Source organism: Kitasatospora sp. NPDC032757, assembly GCF_055579305.1.
Genome location: NZ_JBVINN010000002.1, coordinates 119,667 through 140,077, shown reverse-complemented (window position 1 = coordinate 140,077; position 20,411 = coordinate 119,667). Strand labels below are relative to the sequence as shown.

18 protein-coding genes are annotated in these 20,411 nt (G+C 73.7%); 7 read left to right on the top strand and 11 right to left on the bottom strand.

The window, feature by feature from the left end; genetic code table 11:
* Window positions 1-656: 656 nt before the first annotated feature.
* Window positions 657-2,399 (top strand): glycosyl hydrolase family 18 protein, encoded by a 1,743-nt coding sequence (locus ACZ5WK_RS03700; RefSeq protein WP_465544578.1) that lies wholly within the window; start codon window positions 657-659, stop codon window positions 2,397-2,399.
* 103 nt (window positions 2,400-2,502) lie between these two features.
* Here ACZ5WK_RS03700 and ACZ5WK_RS03695 read toward each other — a convergent pair whose 3' ends face one another.
* The 6 genes from ACZ5WK_RS03695 to ACZ5WK_RS03670 all read right to left on the bottom strand — a co-directional run bounded on the left by ACZ5WK_RS03695 (window position 2,503) and on the right by ACZ5WK_RS03670 (window position 8,252).
* Window positions 2,503-3,798: a multidrug effflux MFS transporter gene (locus ACZ5WK_RS03695; protein WP_465544576.1), complete on the bottom strand. Its 1,296-nt coding sequence runs from the start codon at window positions 3,796-3,798 to the stop codon at window positions 2,503-2,505.
* 135 nt (window positions 3,799-3,933) lie between these two features.
* On the bottom strand, window positions 3,934-4,404 hold the full coding sequence (locus ACZ5WK_RS03690) for a hypothetical protein (RefSeq protein WP_396319810.1): 471 nt from the start codon (window positions 4,402-4,404) through the stop codon (window positions 3,934-3,936).
* Window positions 4,405-4,720: 316 nt separating this feature from the next.
* Window positions 4,721-5,599, bottom strand: a complete 879-nt coding sequence (locus tag ACZ5WK_RS03685) for an alkaline phosphatase family protein (protein WP_465544574.1) — start codon at window positions 5,597-5,599, stop codon at window positions 4,721-4,723.
* Between the two features lie 190 nt (window positions 5,600-5,789).
* Window positions 5,790-6,626 (bottom strand): ATP-grasp domain-containing protein, encoded by an 837-nt coding sequence (locus ACZ5WK_RS03680; RefSeq protein WP_465544572.1) that lies wholly within the window; start codon window positions 6,624-6,626, stop codon window positions 5,790-5,792.
* On the bottom strand, window positions 6,623-6,997 hold the full coding sequence (locus ACZ5WK_RS03675) for a hypothetical protein (protein WP_465544570.1): 375 nt from the start codon (window positions 6,995-6,997) through the stop codon (window positions 6,623-6,625). The genes ACZ5WK_RS03680 and ACZ5WK_RS03675 overlap by 4 nt, the downstream gene beginning before the upstream one ends.
* A gap of 64 nt (window positions 6,998-7,061) precedes the next feature.
* Complete coding sequence (locus ACZ5WK_RS03670; protein ID WP_465544568.1) at window positions 7,062-8,252, bottom strand: acyl-CoA dehydrogenase family protein; 1,191 nt, start codon at window positions 8,250-8,252, stop codon at window positions 7,062-7,064.
* A 359-nt stretch (window positions 8,253-8,611) separates the two neighbouring features.
* Between ACZ5WK_RS03670 and ACZ5WK_RS03665 the strand changes: the two genes are divergently transcribed.
* A complete protein-coding gene (locus ACZ5WK_RS03665; RefSeq protein WP_396319806.1) occupies window positions 8,612-8,932 on the top strand; it encodes a hypothetical protein in 321 nt (106 codons plus the stop codon).
* A 176-nt stretch (window positions 8,933-9,108) separates the two neighbouring features.
* On the opposite strand, the gene ACZ5WK_RS03660 is transcribed toward ACZ5WK_RS03665, so the two are convergent.
* The gene (locus ACZ5WK_RS03660; RefSeq protein WP_396319805.1) at window positions 9,109-9,417 is read right to left on the bottom strand and encodes an AzlD domain-containing protein; all 309 of its coding nucleotides are present in this window, start codon (window positions 9,415-9,417) and stop codon (window positions 9,109-9,111) included.
* On the bottom strand, window positions 9,417-10,148 hold the full coding sequence (locus tag ACZ5WK_RS03655; protein WP_465544566.1) for an AzlC family ABC transporter permease: 732 nt from the start codon (window positions 10,146-10,148) through the stop codon (window positions 9,417-9,419). Before ACZ5WK_RS03655 ends, ACZ5WK_RS03660 begins: the two co-directional genes overlap by 1 nt.
* Before the next feature lie 69 nt (window positions 10,149-10,217).
* On the opposite strand from ACZ5WK_RS03655, the gene ACZ5WK_RS03650 reads away from it, so the two are divergent.
* Window positions 10,218-10,868 (top strand): helix-turn-helix domain-containing protein, encoded by a 651-nt coding sequence (locus ACZ5WK_RS03650; protein WP_465544564.1) that lies wholly within the window; start codon window positions 10,218-10,220, stop codon window positions 10,866-10,868.
* Between the two features lie 49 nt (window positions 10,869-10,917).
* On the opposite strand, the gene ACZ5WK_RS03645 is transcribed toward ACZ5WK_RS03650, so the two are convergent.
* Window positions 10,918-12,852 carry a cholesterol oxidase substrate-binding domain-containing protein gene (locus ACZ5WK_RS03645; protein WP_465544562.1) on the bottom strand — a complete coding sequence of 645 codons (1,935 nt, stop codon included), beginning with the start codon at window positions 12,850-12,852 and terminating at the stop codon, window positions 10,918-10,920.
* 245 nt (window positions 12,853-13,097) lie between these two features.
* Between ACZ5WK_RS03645 and ACZ5WK_RS03640 the strand changes: the two genes are divergently transcribed.
* Window positions 13,098-13,847: a carbon-nitrogen hydrolase family protein gene (locus ACZ5WK_RS03640; RefSeq protein ID WP_465544560.1), complete on the top strand. Its 750-nt coding sequence runs from the start codon at window positions 13,098-13,100 to the stop codon at window positions 13,845-13,847.
* Between the two features lie 254 nt (window positions 13,848-14,101).
* Complete coding sequence (locus ACZ5WK_RS03635; RefSeq protein ID WP_465544558.1) at window positions 14,102-15,496, top strand: class II fumarate hydratase; 1,395 nt, start codon at window positions 14,102-14,104, stop codon at window positions 15,494-15,496.
* 120 nt (window positions 15,497-15,616) lie between these two features.
* Here ACZ5WK_RS03635 and ACZ5WK_RS03630 read toward each other — a convergent pair whose 3' ends face one another.
* Entirely contained in the window at window positions 15,617-16,087 is a 471-nt protein-coding gene (locus ACZ5WK_RS03630; RefSeq protein WP_396319800.1) for an SPW repeat protein, read from the bottom strand.
* A gap of 200 nt (window positions 16,088-16,287) precedes the next feature.
* Between ACZ5WK_RS03630 and ACZ5WK_RS03625 the strand changes: the two genes are divergently transcribed.
* On the top strand, window positions 16,288-16,887 hold the full coding sequence (locus tag ACZ5WK_RS03625) for a PadR family transcriptional regulator (protein WP_465544555.1): 600 nt from the start codon (window positions 16,288-16,290) through the stop codon (window positions 16,885-16,887).
* A 100-nt stretch (window positions 16,888-16,987) separates the two neighbouring features.
* Complete coding sequence (locus ACZ5WK_RS03620) at window positions 16,988-18,688, top strand: acyl-CoA dehydrogenase family protein (protein WP_465544553.1); 1,701 nt, start codon at window positions 16,988-16,990, stop codon at window positions 18,686-18,688.
* Between the two features lie 162 nt (window positions 18,689-18,850).
* Here the strand turns inward: ACZ5WK_RS03620 and ACZ5WK_RS03615 are convergent, their stop codons facing one another.
* Window positions 18,851-20,161, bottom strand: coding sequence for a M28 family metallopeptidase (locus tag ACZ5WK_RS03615; protein ID WP_465545211.1), 1,311 nt, complete (start codon window positions 20,159-20,161; stop codon window positions 18,851-18,853).
* Window positions 20,162-20,411: the final 250 nt, after the last annotated feature.

The window sequence follows — 20,411 nt, the reverse complement described above, 5'->3', positions numbered from 1 at the left end:
CTGCGCGCCCCCCTCCCCCCCTTGATTTTGACCAACAGGCCCCCACCCCCCTTGGTAATTTGGTGGTCGGAGCTACGGGAGGGAACGTGGCCGCGCGCCACGACCTGCGCGCGGCCACGGCACACCCCCGCAGGGTTCGAACTCCCCTGCAGGGGCGGCAAGGACGGGTGCACCGCCGACGGCATCCGACCACGGCAGTGACGAACGGGAGGCCTCCTGGATTCCAGGAGGCCTCCCTTTCACGTCCGTTGACGAACTGTCAGGAGCCCTTGACAGAGAACTGGTCTAGTCCAATCATATCCATGTCGATCCGACCGGGATGCACTGTGGGGGTGTGACCACCGGCGGCTGAGGCACTGCCCCGCCCTGCTCCGCCCCCGAACGGCGTACGCGTGCCCGCGCACCGGCACGCCCGCCCCGCCACGGCTCCCGCACGCCCCCACCTCCGCACGTCGGCGAGACCGCACGTCGGCGGGGCCGCACGTCAGCGAGACCGCACGTCAGCGAGACCGCACGTCGGCGGGACCGCACGTCGGCCGCACCTCACGTCGGCGACTCCGCACGTCGGCAACCGGGAAAGCCGGCGCCCCGGCATTCCCGCAGCGCAGTTCAGCAGTTCACCAACGTCCTGCCCCACCAAGTCTGTTGGAGAATCCATGCGTCTACGCAGAACGATCCAGGCCGCCCTGACCGCCTGTGCCACGCTGGTCGCGTCGGCCGGGCTGGTCGCCGGCGGTACGGGACCGGCCGAGGCCGCGACCCCGCTGCCGAGCCGGGTGTTCGCCCCGTACTTCGAGTCCTGGACCGGCCAGAGCCCGGCCGCGCTGGCCGCCCAGTCCGGCGCCAAGCACCTGACGATGGCGTTCCTGCAGGCCGCCACCAAGGGCTCGTGCACCCCGTACTGGAACGGCGACACCGGGCTGCCCGTCGCCCCGTCCTCCTTCGGTGCCGACATCGCCACCATCCGGGCAGGCGGCGGCGACGTGATCCCGTCCTTCGGCGGCTACACCGCCGACAACACCGGCACCGAACTGGCCGACAGCTGCACGGACGTGAACCAGATCGCGGCCGCCTTCGAGAACGTCATCACCACCTACGACATCAGCCGGATCGACCTCGACATCGAGGACAACTCGCTGACCAACACCGCCGGCATCGACCGCCGCAACAAGGCGATCAAGCTGGTGCAGGACTGGGCCGCCGCCAACGGCCGCTCGGTCCAGTTCTCCTACACGCTGCCGACCACCACCGGCGGCCTGGCCCCCGGCGGCCTGGCGGTGCTGAAGAACGCGGTCGGCAACAACGCCCGGATCGACGTCGTCAACCTGATGACCTTCGACTACTACGACAACGCCGCCCACGACATGGCCGCCGACACCCAGACCGCGGCGACCGGCCTCTACAACCAGCTGGCCAAGCTCTACCCGGCCAAGACCCCCGCCCAGCTGTGGGGTTCGATCGGCATCACCGAGATGGTCGGCGTCGACGACTTCGGCGCGGCCGAGACCTTCACCGTCGCCAACGCCACCACGGTGTACAACTGGGCGGTCTCGAAGGGCATCAACACGCTCTCCTTCTGGGCCCTCCAGCGTGACAACGGCGGCTGCCCGGGCACCGGCGGCCGGGACGACTGCTCCGGGATCGGCCAGGGCACCTGGGACTTCACGCACATCTTCGCGCCGTTCACCGGCAACACCCCGGTCGGCAACGACTTCTCGGTCGCCGTGAACCCGAACTCCGGTACGGTGACGGCCGGTTCGTCCTCCAGCGCGACCATCTCCACCGCCGTGACGGCCGGATCCGCGCAGAGCGTCAACCTCACCGTCACCGGCGCCCCCTCCGGCGTCACCGCCACCGTCACCCCCGGCAGCGTCACCGCCGGCACCACCGCCAACCTCAACATCACCACCACCGCCGCCACCACAGCGGGAAGTTACCCGCTGACGATCACCGGCAACGCCCCCTCCGGCAGCCACACCGGCACCTACAACCTGACCGTCACCGGCGGCACCCCGCCCGGCGGCCTGGTCAACGGCGGCCTGGAGACCGGCGGCCTCTCCCCCTGGACCTGCCAGAGCGGCGGCGCGGTGGTCTCCACCCCGGCGCACTCCGGCTCCTACGCCCTCCAGGCGGCGGCCGGCGCCGGTCAGACCGGCCAGTGCGCGCAGACCGTGACGCTCAAGCCCGACACCTCGTACACGCTGAGCGGCTGGGTGCAGGGCAACTACGCCTATCTCGGCGTGAGCGGCGGCGCCACCGCCAGCACCTGGGCCAACGCCTCGGGCTGGACCAGGCTGACCGTCCCGTTCACCACCGGCGCCTCCGGCACCGTCACGGTGTACCTGCACGGCTGGTACGGCCAGGGCAACGTCTACGGCGACGACTTCGCCATCGCCTGACCTGCCGGTAGGGCCCGTCCCGCAGCGACCGGCCACCCCGCCGGGGGTGCCGCGACCACCCGTCGCGGCGCCCCCGGCGGCGCGTCGGCGCCGGCCGCTCCCCTCAGCCCGCCGACGCGGGCGTCGCCCCGGCCGGCACCGGCTCGCGGCGGCAGAGCACGAGGTAGGAGCCGGCGGCCAGGAGGGCGCAGACGAGGACCACCGTGGCGAGCAGGACCGCCGACGGCCGGCCGCCCAGGCTGCTGAGCGGGGCCACGAGCGCACCGCAGACGAAGTTGCCGGTGCCGAGGAGGGCCGAGGCCGAGCCGGCGGACTGCGGCGGGACGAGGCTGAGGGCCTGGGCGGCGGTGTTGGGGAGGATCACGCCGAGGCTGCCCATCAGCACGAACAGGGCCGGGCAGACCCCGGCCAGCCCGAAGTCCCAGACGGCGGTGACCAGGACCAGGGCCACCCCGGCGGTGACCGCCGCGCAGAGCCCCGTGAGCATCAGGGCGCCAGCGGTGAAGCGACGTGCCAGCACGCGGCCGTTGAGCTGGGTGATGCCGACCATGGCCAGCGAGTTGAGGCCGAAGAGCAGGCTGTAGGTCTGCGGCGAGACGTGGTAGACGTGCTGGAGCACCACCGAGGAGCCGCTGATGTAGCCGAACAGCGAGCCGAAGGCGAAGGTGCTGGTCAGGACGAGGCCGAGGAACGGCGGATCGCCGAGCAGCCGGCCCATGGTGCGCAGCGTGCCGGTGAGCCCGCCGCGGTGGCGGTCGGCGGGCGGGAGGGTCTCGCGCAGGGCGGCGAGGGCGATCAGGGTGAGCAGCAGGCCGAGGGCGGTGAGGGCGCCGAAGGTGCCGCGCCAGGAGGTGACGCGGAGCAGTTGCGCGCCGAAGAGCGGGGCGAGGATCGGTGCGAGGCCGGATATCAGGCTGATCGAGGCGAGGAAGCGCAGCATGGCGACGCCCTGGAAGCGGTCCCGGGCGACGGCGCGGCCGATGACCAGCCCCGCCGCGCCGGCGGCGCCCTGGACGAAGCGGGCGGCGACCAGGACGGGCAGGGTGGGGGCGATGACGCAGACGACGCTGGCCACGGTGTAGACGGCGAGTCCGGCGAGCAGCGGCGGCCGGCGGCCGAAGCGGTCGCTGAGCGGTCCGAAGATCAGCTGGCCGGCGGCGACGCCGAACATCGAGGCCGTGAGGGTGAGCTGGACGGCGGCCGGTTCGACGGCGAGGTCCTCGGCGATCGCGGGCAGGCCCGGCAGGTAGAGGTCGGTGGTGAGCGGGCCGAGGGCGACGAGGCCGCCGAGGACGGCGACGGTGGCGCGGCCGGGGGCACTGCCGGTGCGGCCGGAGCCGGCGGGGGTGGTGGGGGCGGTCGACGTCTCGCCGGCGGGGCCGGCGGTCGGACCAGGCATGGGGCTCCTCACGGGGCGGGCGCGGGTTTGTCCTCGCTCCGTCCTACCCCAGCGGACCGGGCTCGCGATACTTGGGGACGGCCGCGCGGCTCACCGCCGCCCGGCCGGGCCCGTCGCCCGGCCCCGTCGCCCGGCTCAGTGCTTGGGCTGCCGCCCCGCGCGCTGGGCGGCCTGGACGGCGGCGCCGTCCTGCCAGGCGTACAGCTGGTTGCCGGTCAGGGTGACGTTGTAGTGCCCGCAGGTGCCGGTGACCTTCGTGGTGACGCCCGCCGGGAACCAGCCCGCCTTCAGTGCGGCCGGCGCCGGCCGGGCGCTGCGGCCCGGCTCGACGGTGTTGCAGCCGGCGGGCAGCCGGCCGTCCGGCAGGGTGGCGCTCAGCAGGCGGTCGTCGCCGGTGGTGGACATCAGGTACCGGACGGAGGACGCGTTGTCGGGCAGCCAGGCCGGCGTCGCGTGCCGGCCGGCCTTGGCGTCGCTGCCCGTGGCGTAGGTGACCTGCTCCTGGTGGCGGCCGTCGTACCACTCGGAGACCCGCGGGCCGACCGCGACGGCCGCGACGGCGACGGCCATGCCCGTGCCCGCGATCCCGAGTGCGACCTTGCTCACGATGCCGTTCATGCCCCGCCCTGCCCTCTCCTGTTCGGTACCACCGCTGCCGGTGTCCGCAGTGTCTGCCGCTCGTCCGGCCGCGCCGTGCCCGTCCGCCGCGTGGTCGCGGTCCCGTGCCGTGCGGCGGTGCCGTCCGGTCCGTCGGGGTGACTCCATCCTGACCCGCCGTGGACTGCCGGGGCGTCACCTGAAGGTCGCGACCGTCCCCCCGACCGTAGGGGGACGGTCTCCCCCTTCAGGGGGACACGCGGCGCCGCGGCCTCAGGGTTCCCCGGGACGGGCGAGCCGCCCGGCGGGCCCGGTGAGGGCGTTCTCAGGCACCTGCCGGGACGGGCCTGGCCACCGGGAACGGGCGGCCGTCCAGCGTCCAGTGCGGGTCGATGGGCCGTCCGAGGGACGCGTACACCTGGGCGGCGACGTCCGGGTGGCGGATCTCTCCGGCGGGCGGGGCGGCGGGGATGCCGGGACCTGCGCAGGCCACCCAGGCGGTGCGCTCCTCGGGGGTGCGGCCGCCGTGGCCGCCGGCGTCGACGTGGCCGTGGTCGGTGACGACGATGACCGTCCACGCCTCGTCGGCGTGGCCGGCCCGGCCGCGGACGGCGTCGAGCAGCCGGCCGAGGCGCTGGTCGGCGGTGCGCATGGACGCCCGGTACTCCTCGCCGCAGCCGAGGAAGTGGGCGGTCTCGTCGACGGCGCCGAGGTAGACGAAGGACGCCTCCGGGTCGGCGGTGGAGAGGACGTGCACGGCCTCCCGGGTGACCTCCTCGTCCACGGCCTCCCACGCCTCGGGGGTGTCCTCGGCGGGGGCGACGTAGGAGAGGCGGCCGGGGGCGCGGAACAGCGGGCCGCCGGACTCGTTGATCATCAGCGGGTCCCAGCCGGCGGCGACGAAGGTGCGGCGGCGGTCCTGCCGGGCCAGGCGGGTGGCGAAGTCGGGGAAGACGTCGAGCCGGTTGCCGGCCAGGTGGTTGCCCCAGACGCCGTGCTTGGCGGGCTCGACGCCGGTGACGATGGTGGCCCAGCAGGGTCCGGACATGGTGGGCGTGGACTCCGCCACCGTGACGGGGGCCAGGAACCCGGCCTCGGCCACCTCCGCCAGCCGCGGCATCGGGACCTGCTCCAGCAGGTCGTACCGGACGCCGTCGATCCCGACGACGAGGACCCGGGGTCGGGGCGGCGGAGGTATGGACATGTGGGGGTTCCTTTCGCGGTGCGCCCGGCCGCACCCTCACAGGCGCCGCCGACCGCGACATGCTGCACTGCCCGGGGTACCGACCGGTGTCACCGGAGGGAACGGCGGGTGTCCGGACGGCGGCGGGTGGAGCGTCGGGCGACGGCGAGCGAACGGGTGACGGATGCCGGCATCGGTCACCCGTCAGCCGTCAGCCTCCGGCCGGACGAACCGGCGGTCGGCGGGGCGCAGCGCGGCCACCGGGCCCGGCCGCGCGCACGACCACGTCCAGGACGCGGGCCGGGTCGGCCGCGTAGGAGTGGGCGAACCACGGCATGTTGGCCTCGACGACGGCCCAGCGCTCGGCCGCGTCGTACGGGTCGAGCAGCGGGCCGACGTCGAGGGCGACGGCGCTGGGCAGGCCCTCGCCGACGGCGGCGAGCAGGCGGCGGGCGAAGGCGGTGGCCTCCGCGGTGAGCGGGCCCGGGTCGAGCCTGCCGAAGCGGGCGTAGCGGCTGCCCGTGACCACCTCGCCGTCGAGGACGAAGAGCCGGTACTCGGAGCCGAACGTCACCGGGTCGCTGACCAGCACGGCCGTGTCCGGCCCGATCCGCTCGCCGTGGCGCGGCAGGCGGGAGCCGTCGGCGTAGACGGCGGGCGGGAGGGACTTGTCGGCGGGCGGTTTCACGAAGGCGGGCCGGGTGAGCTTCCACGCCTCGGCGAGGGTGGTCAGTTCGATCCGCCGGCCGGTGAACTCCTCGGGCAGCCCGGCCGGCCAGTCGTCCTCGGGTTCGAGCAGGGCGAGGCCGAGCGGCGCGGCGATCCGGGCGGCGGCGAGAGGGCCGCCGTACCAGTGGACGGGCCGCCCGGCCAGCCGGTCCACGGTGGCCGGGCCGGTGAGGACGGCGGTCTCCAGCCCGCGTGCGGCCGCGGCCTCGGTGAGGAGGGCGGTGGTGCTCGTCGCCTGGGCCGAGGTGAGCAGCACGGGCGCCCCGGCGGGTCGCGCACCGGCCGGCCGGGTGACGGCCTCCCGCGCGACGGCCGTCACGGGGCGGGCCGGAACTCGTGGACGACCTCGATGCGGCCGACGATGTGCCGGTTGAACTCCGGCAACTCCTCGGCCGGCACCCAGAGTTCGAGGATCGTCCGGCCGCCGGCCTGCTGCACCGGGTAGCGGGCCAGGAAGGCGGTGTCGACCTCGAAGCGGGTCACGTAGCCCACACCGGAGGCGGGGACGTTCCAGTCGCGGGCGATCCGGATCGCGTAGTCCTCGTTGAGCACCGGGTAGAAGATCGGCTGGTCGGGCAGGCGGGGCGGCCAGGCGCGCCGACCGGAGGCCTCGACCAGGGCCAACTCCTCGGGCCCGGTGGGGCGCCAGAGGGTCGTGGTCGGGGAGGTGAGGGGCGTCCGGCTGGCCATGGGGAGGGACGGTAGCCGGGCCGGCGTCGGCCCGGCCACCGGATTTCGGGGGCGGAGCGGCGGGTCAGCGGTAGGCCGACTCGCCGGTGATGGCCTCGCCGAGGACAAGGGTGTGGATCTCGCTGGTGCCCTCGTAGGTCAGCACCGACTCCAGGTTGTTGGCGTGCCGCAGCACCGGGTACTCGGTGGTGATGCCGTTGGCGCCGAGCACCGTGCGGGCGCTGCGGGCGATCTCCAGCGCGGCGCGCACGTTGTTGAGCTTGCCGAAGCTGACGTGGGCCGGGCGGGCCGCGCCCTCGTCCTTCAGGCGGCCGATCCGCAGCGCGACCAGGTAGGCCTTCTCCACCTCCATCATCATCTCGACCAGCTTCTGCTGGGTGAGCTGGAAGCCTGCGATCGGGCGGTCGAACTGGACGCGGCTCTTGGCGTAGTCGAGCGCGGCGGTGTAGCAGTCGCGGGCGGCCCCGACGGTGCCCCAGAGGATGCCGTAGCGGGCCTCGTTGAGGGAGGAGAGCGGTCCGCGCAGGCCGGTCACGCCGGGCAGGACGGCGTCGGCGGGCAGCACGACCTCGTCGAAGGCCAGCTCGCTGGTGACCGAGGCGCGCAGCGAGAGCTTTCCGTGCACGTCGGTGGCGGTGAAGCCGGGGGTGCCGGGCTCGACCAGGAAGCCGCGGACGCCGTCCTCGGTCTGCGCCCAGACGACGGCGACGTCGGAGATGCTGCCGTTGGTGATCCACATCTTGGAGCCGGAGAGCACCCAGTCGGCGCCCTCGCCGGCGCCCTTGCGGCGGGCGCGGGTGCGCATGTTGGCCGGGTCGGAGCCGAAGTCGGGCTCGGTGAGGCCGAAGCAGCCGATGAGCTCGCCGGCGGCCATGCCGGGCAGCCAGCGCTGCTTCTGCTCCTCGGAGCCGTAGGCGTGGATCGAGCGCATCGCCAGCGAGCCCTGGACGGAGACGAAGCTGCGCAGCCCGGAGTCGGCGGCCTCCAGCTCCATGCAGGCGACCCCGTAGGCGACGGCGGTGGAGCCGGTGCAGCCGTAGCCGTCGAGGTGCATGCCGAGCACACCGAGGGCGCCGAGTTCGGGGGCGAGTTCGCGGGCCGGGAAGACGCCGCGCTCGAACCAGTCGGCCAGGTGCGGGCGGATCCGCTCCTCGGTGAACTTCCGTACGGTGTCGCGGATCAGTCGTTCCTCGTCGGTGAGCAGGTCACCGACGGCGAGGAGGTCGGCCGGGTCGATGCGGGGCTGCTTCGCCATCGAAGCTCCTTGTCGTCCTTGTGGTCTCGGCGGGTACCGGTCCGGGCCGGTCGCGCTCCCGCTCCGGGGGGCCGGCGGGGGTACCGGCCGCGGCGGGTACCGGCGAGTATTCCGCACGCGGCCGGGCTCCGGGCGGCCGGAGGCGAGGGAGTGAGCATGTCCACAGTTGACCGCTGACCACGGAGGAACCGTCGGACGCCACGAGACCGACGGACGCCACGGAACCGGAGGCACCCCGCACCCGACCACGCTCCTCGTCAGGGCGCTCGCACCGGCGGCACTTCCCGCCGAAAGGCCTCCCCCGCCTCGATAGGATGATCGCTTTCGCAGGCTCCGGCAGCTGAAGTGAGGGGTGGGCCATGACGCGCTGGGCACTGGTCGTCCAGGAGACCGAGGGCGCCGGCAACGACCGGATCTGGGGCACCAACGTGCTCGCCGAGATCGAGGGCACCCGCGAGGAGGCCCTCGCCGAGCTGAAGCGGCTCGTGCCGACGTACACGCCGCAGCACCCGTTCAACAGCCGCCAGCGCACTCTGCTCCGGGACGGCGACACCTACCTGCTGATCTCCAAGGGCAGCATGCGGGACTACCACTGCGTGTTCAAGGTCTGGGAGCTGCTCTGGGACAGCAAGCGGCCCGAGATCCAGCAGGAGCGTCTGACGGAAGGCGCCACCGGCTGAACCCGGGCCTGCGCCCAGGCGGTCGGCCCCGAGGAGCCGCCCCGTCCGACAGCGGCCGGGACGGTGCGCCAGGGCGGGGCGGTGCGTCACCAGGTCAGGGCGGTGCGCCGGGTCGGGACGGTGCTTCACGAGGGCGGGCCAGGGCGGCGGGCCGCACCCTGGCCGCGGGCGCCGCGTCAGGCGATCCCGCAGAGCCGGAGCACCGCCGTGGTCGCTGCGCCCGCCACCACCACGACCGGGAACGGCGCGCGGCGCAGCGCGAGCAGCCCGGCGACCAGTACGCCGGCGGGCCGGGCCCAGCCGGCGAAGTCGTGGCCCCGGGTGAGGGCGCCGGTGGCGACGAGGGCGACCAGCAGCACGGCGGCGGCCACGGCGAGCAGGTGGCGCAGCCGGTCGGAGAGGGTGAGCCGGTGACCGAGGGCGGGACCGGCGATCCGGAAGGCGTAGGTGCCGGCGGCCAGCAGGAGGACGGCGAGCAGGGGCATCAGCGGACCTCTTCGGCGGTCGGCGCGGGTGTCTGACCGGCGGGCTGCTCCCCGGCCGGGCGGGCCGGGCCCCGGCCGGCGAAGACCAGGCCGAGGAGGGCGAGCAGGACGGGCAGACCGGCCGGCAGGAACGGGGTGGCGGCGACCGCGACGGCGGCGCCGGCCAGGGCGGCGGCGCGGGTGCGCGGGTCGGTGAGTGACGGCAGGACGAGCGCGAGCAGGACGGCGGGGAAGGCGGCGTCGAGCCCGAGGGCGTCGGTGTCGCCGATGAGGCCGCCGGCGGCGGCGCCGAGCACGACTGCGGCGTTCCAGACCACGAACAGGGCGACCCCGCAGAGCCAGAACGCGGCCCGACGGCGGCGCCGGTCGGGCTGGAGCAGGGCGAAGGCGACCGACTCGTCGGTCAGCAGCTGCGCGCCGAGCAGCCGCCGCCACCAGGGTCCGTCGAGGACGTCGGCGACGGTGAAGCCGAACGGCAGCAGGCGGGCGTTGAGGACCAGGCCGGTGGCGACGGCGGCGAGCGCGCCGCCGCCGGAGAGGACCACACCGACGGCCGCGAACTGGGAACCGCCCGCGAAGACCAGCACGGACATGGCGATCGGCACCCAGATCGGCAGGCCGCCGGAGACGCTGATGGCGCCGAAGGAGGCACCGACCAGGGCGTCGGCCACGCAGACCAGGGCGATGTCACGCAGCGTGGAACGGTCGAGTGTTCGGAGGAGCGAACGCATGTCCAGTAGAGTGAACCCGATGGCTGTCGTTCGTCAAGGCGAACGCGTGGACCTGTGGAGCGAACGCGGATGAGTGTGGGCAGCGGCGGAACCGGCCCCGGCGGCGGCAGCCCCGGAGGCGGCAGCGGAGCGAGCGGCGGCGCGGGCGACAACGGCGGGCCGACCACGTCCGGTTCGGAGCTGATCGGCCTGATCTCCGCCTCGATCCGGCGCGAGCGCGAGCGCGTCGGACTCTCGATGGCCGAGCTGGCCCGGCGGGCCGGGATCGCCAAGTCCACGCTCTCCCAGCTGGAGTCCGGCGCCGGCAACCCCAGTGTGGAGACGCTCTGGGCGCTCGGCGTCGCGCTGGACGTGCCGTTCAGCCGGCTGGTCGACCCGCCGCGGCCGGTGGTGCGGGTGATCCGGGCCGGCGAGGGGCCGGTCACCCACTCCGAGCGGGCCGACTACGCCGCCACCCTGCTGGCCTCCTGCCCGCCCAACGCCCGCCGCGACATCTACCGGATCGAGGCGCAGCCGGGCGAGACCCGCGCCTCCGATCCGCACATGCCGGGCACGGTCGAGCACCTCCTGATCGGCGCGGGGCGTGCGCTGGCCGGCCCGTCGGAGGCGCCGGTAGAGCTGGGCCCGGGCGACTACGTGAGCTACCCGGGCGACGCCCCGCACGTCTTCCGCGCGCTGGAGCCCGGAACGCTGGCCGTGATCGTGATGGAGCACGTCTGACCGGAGCGGCGCTCCCCCGCCGGGCGGCCCGCGCCGGACGGACCGACCGTCAGTTCGTCAACAGCCGGTCCAGGAAGGGGTTTCCGAAGACCCGGTGCGGGTCGTGGCGGTCCAGTACGGCGATCGCCTCGTCCCAGCCGGGGCCGCCGCCGTCGCGGTGGCTGGCGGGGATGACCCGGCCGAGCACGTCCGGGTCGGCCCAGGCGGCGTCCGCGGTGTAGGCCCAGCCCTTGGACCACTCGACGCGCAGGCCGGCCCGGGTGCCGTCGAAGGTGCGCAGCAGGAACTGTTCGAGCTCGCGGGCGAAGCAGTGCAGCCCGGGTGTGCCGGGGAAGGCGAGGACGTCGAGCCAGACGGCGGTGTCCCATTCGGGGCGGTCGGGCCGGGGGCGCAGCGCGGAGAGCAGGGGCGGCCGGGCGCCGGGGACACCGCAGGAGGCGGGGTCGTCCAGGCCGGTGACCCGGATCTCGACCGCGCCGTTCACCGGGAACTCGCCGCGCGCCTGGTAATCGGCGAGCAACTGCCGGTAGTGGTCGGCGAATTCGGCGAGCACCCACTGGAGGTCGGCGCGCCGGGCGAGGATGGCGTAGCCGTTGGCGGTGACCCGCAGGGTGGTGGGGCGGACGTACTGCATCAGGGTGCGGGAGGGGCCCCAGAGGTCGGAGCGCAGGCCGCCGGCGAGCAGGTGGGTGAGCACCTCGCCGGTGAGCAGGTCGCGGATCAGACCGCCGGATAGCAGGACGTCGGTGAGGTCCCCGGTGAGCCCCACCTTGGCGACCAGGTACTGGAGTTGACCGAAGAGCGGGGCCGACGACCAGGCGCCGGTGATGAGTTGGCCGGCGAGCCGGGCGACCGGTTCCGGGATGTTGTCGGAGAAGGGGTAGTTGTACGGTTCCTCGACGGCACGGGAGGCGAACGGACGCTCCGGGGCGACGCTCCAGGTCTTCAGCCAGGGGCGGTCCGTGTAGGCGAACCAGATCGCCTCGGCGCGGCCGTCGCGCTCGACGAAGTCGGCGAAGGTGCGCGGTCGGCGGCCGAGGGGACCGGAGGTGCCCGGGCGGGCGAAGAGTTCGCCCGCCGGGATGTCCAGCCGGCTGACGCAGCGCAGCTGCCGGTCGGCGCCGGCCCGGAGCACCACCTCGGTCACGAAGGCCCGGCCGAGGTGGACGAGGAACGCGCCGCTGTCGGCCTCGGCGCGGTCGAAGGTGCGCAGGGTGTAGCGGCCGGTGCCGGGGTCGTGGACGACGGCGGTCAGCCGGGTGATCTGGTTGCTCAGCGAGCCGTAGCCCTGGCCGTCCGGGCGGGTCTCGCCGGCGGCCGGGGCGGCGGTGCCGTGGCCGCCGATGGCGAGCACCCCGCCGACGGTCAGCTCGCCGGGCGCGGGGCAGTTGGCGACGCCGAGGCCGCGGCCGGCCAGGTGGGCGAGCAGGTCCTCCATGGTGGCGCCGGTCTGGACCCGGACGGTGTCCGGCGAGTCGGCGGTGATCGCGGTGAGGTGGCGGGTGGTGTCGAGCAGCAGGACGCGGGCACTCTCGGGGGTGGCGTCGGCGACGGTGAGCGGGGCCCAGGTGTGCCGGTGTCCCTGGGCGCGCAGCCGCCAGCCGTTGGCGTGGGCCCAGTCGGCGAGCGGGGGCACCTCCTCGGGGGTGCGCGGGGCGCAAGTCCAGAGCTGGTCGGTGCGGACCTCGCCGGACCAGTTCTGGTAGACCCGCTGGTACAGCTCGGTACCGGCGGGCAGTCCGGGCGGCGCCGGGGTGACGGCCTGCGCGTGGTCCGGGCCGATCGTGCCGCGCAGCAGCCAGGCGGCCCCGCCGAGCGCGGCCGAGGCGCCGAGCAGTTCACGCCGGCTCAGGCCGGTGCTGCTCCTGCGAGCCCCGCGGGGCCCGTCGACGGCCGCGCCGTCGCGGCGTTCGCTGTCGCGGCGTTCGCCGGTGCGGTGCCCGCCGCCGTGGTGCTCGCCGGTGTGGTGCCCTGGTGCTGTCATGCCCGCCCCCTGCGTGGCGACGGGTGCCGCGGGCCGCGCGTCCTGCGCCGCACGCCGCACGCGAGCGCCGTCGTGACCGTTCCCCCGATCCGCGTACGAGCGTACGAAGCCGGACGGGCCGGGCGGCCGCCAACGGGCCTCCGGCTCGCGATCTTCACCCTTTCGAATGAAGCTTGCCCGGTTCCCCGACGGCCCCTAGGTTGATCGTGATCTCCACCCCTGATCACCCCCTCGGAGGCCCCACCGTGCCCGCGCCCGAGCCCCTGACCGTTGCCGTCGTCCAGCCCGTCTGCGCCGAGGCCTCCCGGCCGGAGACCGTGGCCGTCAACGTCCGACGGCACGTCGACGCGGTCCGCGAGGCCGGCGCCCGGCTGGTGGTCTTCCCCGAGTTCTCGCTGACCGGCTACGACCTCGCCGCGCCCGCGATCGACCCCGCCGACGCGCGGCTCGCGCCGCTGGTCGAGGCCTGCGCCGCGGCCGGCACGACCGCCCTGGCCGGCGCGCCGGTGCGCGAGGCGGACGGCCGCGAGTACATCGCCACGCTCGCCGTCACCGGCGAGGGCGCCGAGGTCGTCTGCCGGAAGACCCAGCTGCACGGAGCGGAGGGCGACCGCTTCACCCCCGGCGACAAGCCCGCGGTGCTGGAACTGGACGGCCGGCGGCTGGGCCTGGCGATCTGCGCGGACGCCGCGTTCCCCGAGCACGCCGAGCAGCTGGCCGCGCTCGGCATCGACGTCTACGTCGCCTCCACCCTGTACGGCGACGACCCGGTGGCGCTCGCCCGGCGGGACGGCCAGGTCCGCGACCGGGCCGCCGCGCACGGGGTGTGGGGCGTGCTGGCCACCTCGGCCGGGGCCAGCGGCGAGTACCCGCGAACCTCGGGCGGGTCGGGCTTCTGGGCACCGGGCGGCGCCCTCGTCGCCCAGGCCGGGGCCGAACCGGGCGCGGTCGTCCGCCACGAGCTGCCCTGGCCCGCAGAAGCGGTGGCGCCGTAGTGCGGTAACCCCGCAGCGCAGGAGCGGTGGCGCCGTAGTGCGGTGACCCCGCAGCGCAGGGGCGGTGGCACCGTAGTGCGGTAACCCCGCAGCGAAGGGACGGCCGGGGCCGGACGGCGCCCCCGGGGGCGGAAATACCCGGGACCCGCGCGCGGCTGTCGTGATCGGAGACCGAATCCGGTACCGGTACCGGTACCGACAGCACGACCGAGACCAAGGCCGCCCCCGGGGCCGGCCGGGAGGAGCAGCGCGCGATGGGCGACGAGCAGCAGTACCGGACCGAGCACGACTCGATGGGCGAGGTCCGGGTGCCGGCCGCGGCGAAGTGGCAGGCGCAGACGCAGCGGGCGGTGGAGAACTTCCCGGTGTCCGGCCAGCGGCTGGAGCGCGCCCACATCGCGGCGCTGGCCCGGATCAAGGCGGCCGCCGCGCGGGTGAACGCCCGGCTCGGGGTGCTGGACGACGAGACGGCGGAGGCGATCGCGGCCGCCGCGGAGCAGGTCGCGGAGGGCCGCTGGGACGCCGAGTTCCCGGTGGACGTGTTCCAGACCGGCTCCGGCACCTCGTCCAACATGAACACCAACGAGGTGATCGCGACGCTGGCCTCGGAGCGGCTGGGCCGGCCCGTCCACCCGAACGACCACGTCAACGCGAGCCAGTCCTCGAACGACGTGTTCCCGTCCTCGATCCACATCGCGGCCACCGCCGCCGTCACCCACGACCTGATCCCCGCACTGGAGCACCTGGCGGAGGCGCTGGAGCGCAAGGCGGCGGAGTTCGCGCAGGTGGTGAAGTCCGGCCGGACGCACCTGATGGACGCCACCCCGGTCACCCTGGGCCAGGAGTTCGCCGGGTACGCGGCGCAGGTGCGGCACGGGCGGGAGCGGCTGCTGGCGACGCTCCCCCGGGTCGCCGAACTGCCGCTCGGCGGCACGGCGGTGGGCACCGGCATCAACACCCCGCCCGGGTTCGCCGCGGCCGTGATCGAGGAGGTGGCCCGGACCACCGACCTGCCGCTGACGGAGGCCCGCGACCACTTCGAGGCGCAGGGCGCGCGGGACGGCCTGGTCGAGCTGAGCGGCCAGCTGCGCACCGTCGCGGTCGGCTTCACCAAGATCGCCAACGATCTGCGCTGGATGGGCTCGGGCCCGCGCACCGGTCTCGGGGAGATCAACCTGCCCGACCTCCAGCCGGGTTCGTCGATCATGCCCGGCAAGGTGAACCCGGTGCTGCCCGAGGTGGTGCTGATGGTCTCGGCGCAGGTGATCGGCAACGACGCGACCGTCACGGTGGCGGGCGCGAGCGGCAACTTCGAGCTGAACGTGATGCTCCCGGTGATCGCCCGCAATGTGCTGGAGTCGGTCCGGCTGCTCGCCAACAGCGCCCGGCTGCTGGCCGACCGGACGGTGGACGGCATCACCGCCAACGCCGGACGGGCCCGCGAGTACGCGGAGTCCTCGCCGTCGGTGGTCACCCCGCTCAACCGGTACATCGGCTACGAGGAGGCCGCCAAGGTCGCCAAGCAGGCGCTGGCCGAGCGGAAGACGATCCGTCAGGTGGTGCTGGAGCGGGGCTACCTGGAGCAGGGGCTGCTCACCCGGGAGCAGCTGGACGAGGCGCTGGACGTGCTGCGGATGACCCGGCCGTAGCCCGGGGGCGGCGGGGCGGCCGCAGTGCCGTCCCGCAGGGGGCGGACGTGCCGGGGCGCGGACGGCGGCCTCGCCGTTCCGCGCCCCGGTCCGGGCTGCCCGTCCGGGCTTCCCGTGAGGTCAGCTCCTGGCCCGGCCGGCCCGGCCGCGCCTCATCGACGCTCCGTTCGATGTCATGGTGGCCATCGAGATCGCGGCGAGCCCCAGCAGGAACATCACGCCGCCCGCGATCAGGCAGGTGACGATGTTCTTGCCACGGTCCACCTCACCGGACACCACCCAGGGAGAGATGATCGTCCACGCGCCGAGCAGGGTCGCGGCCCAGGCCCGTGCGTGGGTGCGCTCGTACGCCGAGCCGTATCCGGCCATCAGCAGGCAGTACGCCAGGCCGACGATCAGGCAGGTGACGGTCAGCGTGCTGAAGGCGGTGAAGCCGACGATCCATGGCGAGGCCGCCAGGAAGAGACCGGCGAGAACGGCCAGGGCCTCGATGCCCTGGGCCTGCGGGGTCAGCGTGACCCGCTCGTAGTGCTCCCGTAGTTCGACGATGTCCGGATGGTGCTCCATGCCCATCGGAATCTGGGTAGACACCGATACCACCTCCTACGTCCGGAACATGGAAGGCGCTAGCGCGCCCGTACCCATTCTGGCGCCGATCTACCGTTTTGCACCTTTTTGCCTCGGAAGCTACCCTGTCGGGTTTCCCGCCGCGCCGACGAAGCGGTGAGCTGCGTCTCACCGGGGCGGGGCGCCCTTGTGTATGCAACTCGTTGCATAGCAGGATGCCGGTCATGGCACTGGAGCACGCGATCCTCGTCTCGCTGCTGGAGCAGCCCGGCTCGGGCTACGAGCTGGCCCGGCGGTTCGACCGCTCGATCGGCCGCTTCTGGACCGCCACCCACCAGCAGATCTACCGGGTGCTGCGGCGCATGGAGGCCGACGGCTGGATCTCCGCCGAGGAGGTCGCCCAGGACGGCCGGCCGGACAAGAAGGTGTACTCGGCCGCCGAGCCGGGCCGCACCGCCCTGGCCGGCTGGCTGCGCGAGCCGGTCGAACCGGAGACCGTCCGGCACGAGCTGGCGGTCAAGATCCGCGCCGCGGCCTTCGACGACCCGGCCGCGCTGATCGCCGAGGTCGAACGCCACCGCGAGGGCCACGCCGCCCTGCTCGCCCGCTACCTGCACGGCGAGCAGCGCGACTTCCCCTCCCCCGCCGCGCTCGACCCCCGGCAGCAGCTCCAGCACGTGGTGCTGCGCGGCGGCATCGAGTACGAGCGGATGACCCTCGCCTGGCTGGACGACGTGCTCGCCACCCTGCACCGCCTCGCCGCCGGCCAAGCCGGCCAAGCAGGCTCCGGCGGCCCCGGCGGCTCCGGCGACCACCGGCCGTAGGCCCGGGCCGCCCAGGCCCCGGGCCGCCCGTGCCCCAGGGCACCCCGTACCCCACACCGTCCTCACACCCCTCGAATCCCTCGACCCCCGGGAGCCCGTGATGCTCTTCAACCCGCGTACGTACGACCCCGCGCAGTTCGACGAGCCGACCCGCCGACTGCTGCGCGCGACCGTGGACTGGTTCGAGTCCCGCGGCAAGAAGGCGCTGATCGACACCTACATCGACCGCACCTGGTACGCCGACTTCCTCGAATTCGCCGCGAAGGAAGGCCTGTTCGCGGAGTTCCTGACCCCGTCCTCGGCCGACCCGGCCAAGCGCTGGGACACCGCCCGGATCGCCGAGCTGAACGAGATCCTCGGCTTCTACGGCCTCGGCTACTGGTACACCTGGCAGGTCACCATCCTCGGCCTCGGCCCGGTCTGGCAGAGCGAGAACGAGGCCGTCCGGGCCCGTGCCGCCCAGCTGCTGGCGGAGGGTCACGTGATGGCGTTCGGGCTCTCCGAGCGCAGCCACGGCGCCGACATCTACTCGACGGACATGATCCTCACCCCCGACGGCGAGGGCGGCTTCACCGCCACCGGCCCCAAGTACTACATCGGCAACGGCAACGTCGCCAGCCTGGTCTCGGTGTTCGGCCGCCGCTCGGACGTCGAGGGCCCGGAGGGCTACGTCTTCTTCGCCGCCGACAGCCGCCACGAGGCGTACCACCTGGTCAAGAACGTCGTGAACGCCCAGATGTACGTCAGCGAGTTCCGGCTGGAGGACTACCCGGTGCGCGCCGAGGACGTGCTGCACACCGGCAAGGCCGCCTTCGACGCCGCGCTGAACACCGTCAACGTCGGCAAGTTCAACCTCTGCACCGCCTCCGTCGGCATCTGCGAGCACGCGATGTACGAGGCCGTCACGCACGCCCACAACCGGGTGCTCTACGGCAAGAAGGTCACCGACTTCCCGCACGTGCGGCGTGAGCTGACCGACGCGTACGCCCGCCTGGTGGCGATGAAGCTGTTCTCCGACCGCGCGGTGGACTACTTCCGCACCGCCTCGCCCGAGGACCGTCGCTACCTGCTCTTCAACCCGATGACCAAGATGAAGGTCACCACGGAGGGCGAGAAGGTCATCGACCTGATGTGGGACGTCATCGCGGCCAAGGGCTTCGAGGCGGACACCTACTTCGACAAGGCGGCGAAGGACATCCGCGGCCTTCCGAAGCTGGAGGGCACCGTCCACGTCAACCTGGCGCTGATCCTCAAGTTCATGGCCAACTACCTGTTCAACCCGGCCGAGTACGCGCCGGTGCCGAGCCGGCTGGACGCGGCCGACGACGAGTTCCTGTTCCGGCAGGGCCCGGCCCGCGGTCTGGGCGCGATCCGCTTCCACGACTGGCGCACCGCGTACGACGCGCACGCGCACGTCCCGAACGTCGCCCGGTTCCGCGAACAGGCCGACGGCTTCTGCGAGTTCCTGGTCCAGCACGCGCCGGGCGCGGAGCAGCAGGCGGACCTGGACTTCCTGCTCGAGATCGGCCAGCTGTTCGCGCTGATCGTCTACGGCCAGCTGGTGCTGGAGCAGGCCGAGTTGACCGGGCTGGAGGCGGACGTCCTGGACCAGATCTTCGACGCGCTGGTGCGGGACTTCTCCGCGCACGCCACCGAGCTGCACGGCAAGGCGTCCGCGACCGAGGCGCAGGCCGCCTGGGCGCTGGCGCACGTCCGCCGCCCGGTCGCGGACGGCGAGCGGGCGGCGAAGGTGTGGGCGCGGGTCGAGGCGCTCTCCGGCGCCTACGAGATGCAGCCGTAGCAGTCACAGGGCTGTCGTGGCCGTGGCGGCCGTCCTGGCCGCTACGGCCGCCGTGGCCGCTACGGCCTCGGCGGCTCGAGCGGCTCCGCGAGCGGGGGTGCCGGCGGCGGCCGGCACCCCTTCACCTCGTGCGGCTTGCTTCGCCCTCCTGCCGCGAGGGCGTCAGAAGGTGAGCTTCCAGCTGTCGATGTAGCCGGTGTCCTGCCGGGCCACGTCCTGGACCTTCAGCTTCCACGTGCCGTTGGCGGGCACCGCGGAGGCGTTGACCGTGTAGGTGGTCTGGACGTTGGGCGCGGAGTCGTTGCCGCTGGAGTTCTTCAGCCGGAACGTGGTGCCGTTCGGCGCGACCAGGTCGACGACGAGGTCGCCGCGCCAGGTGTGCTTGATGTCGACGCCGACCTTGAGGGCGGCGGGCGCGTTGCCGGTCTGCCCGGTCACCGCGAGGTCGGAGGTCACCGCGGAGCCGTAGTCGGGGATCTGGACGTCGGCGGTGTTCTCGAAGACGGTGCCGGTGGGCGGCGTGGTGTCGCCGGCCGAGAGCGTCCAGACCGCGTAGGCGATGGCGTCGCTCATCCGGTCCAGCGCCGTGTCGTCGATGTTGGCGCTGGTGTCGCAGGAGGAGTGGTAGCAGCGGTCGAACGGCTGGCCCGCCGTCCCGCCCCACTTGGCCGCCTGGGCACTGGTCTTGGTGTAGTCGGCGCCGCTGAAGAGGCCGCCGACGCGGATGCCGGCGTCCTGGAACGGGGCGTGGTCGGAGCGGCCGTCGCCCTCGAAGTCCTGCTCGGTGGCGATGCCGAGGCCCGCGAAGTATTCGCGGAACAGCGCGTCCAGCGCGGTGTCGTACCGGTAGGTGAAGTAGCCCGGGTTGGGCGAGCCGATCATGTCGAAGTTGAGGTAGGTGTCGATCTTCGAACGCTCGGCGGAGGGAAGGCCGTTGACGTAGTTCTTGGAGCCGACCATGCCGTACTCCTCGGCGCCCCACCAGCCGAAGCGCAGGTGCTTGGCGGGCTTGAGCCCGGCCCGGGAGACGGCCAGCGCGGTCTCCAGGATGCCGGCCGAGCCGGAGCCGTTGTCGTTGATGCCCGGGCCTCCGGTGACGGAGTCCAGGTGGGCTCCGGCCATCACGACGTGCGAGGTGTCCCCGCCCGGCCAGTCGGCGACCAGGTTGTAGCCGGTCGAGCCGTTGTAACTGAAGGTCTGCAGCGTGGTGGTGAAGCCCGCCGCGTCCAACTTGCCCTTCACGTAGTCGATCGAGGCCTTGTAGCCGGCCCGCCCGTGGGCGCGGTTGCCGCCGTTGGCGGTGGCTATCGACTGCAGTTGGGCCAGGTGCGCCTTCACGTTGGCGACCGGGATGTCGGGGGCGGCGGCAGCCGCCGTGCTGTTGGCCGGTGCGGCGGGGGCCGCCGTGGGGGCCGCGGCTGCGGCGGGGGCGAACAGGGCGGCGGCGAGAGTGACGACCGCCCCGGTCGACAGGGCGGATCGGCGCAGGCGGGATCGCCGCGAGGCGCGCTCGGTCAAGGGAGGCTCCGGTTTCTGGTGGGGCAGAACGGAAAGTGCGGAACCTCGCGGGCGACGGTGGAGTCAGGGGCCGGCCGGAGTAGGGGTCCGGTCGATGTGCAGAGCAAGAACAGGGGCGCGCCCGCGAAGTTGACGCGACCATGATGATTAAGGCAACCCCCGGTTCCGTCAAGAGGGCCGGGCGTGGCGGCGGCACGGTTGACGG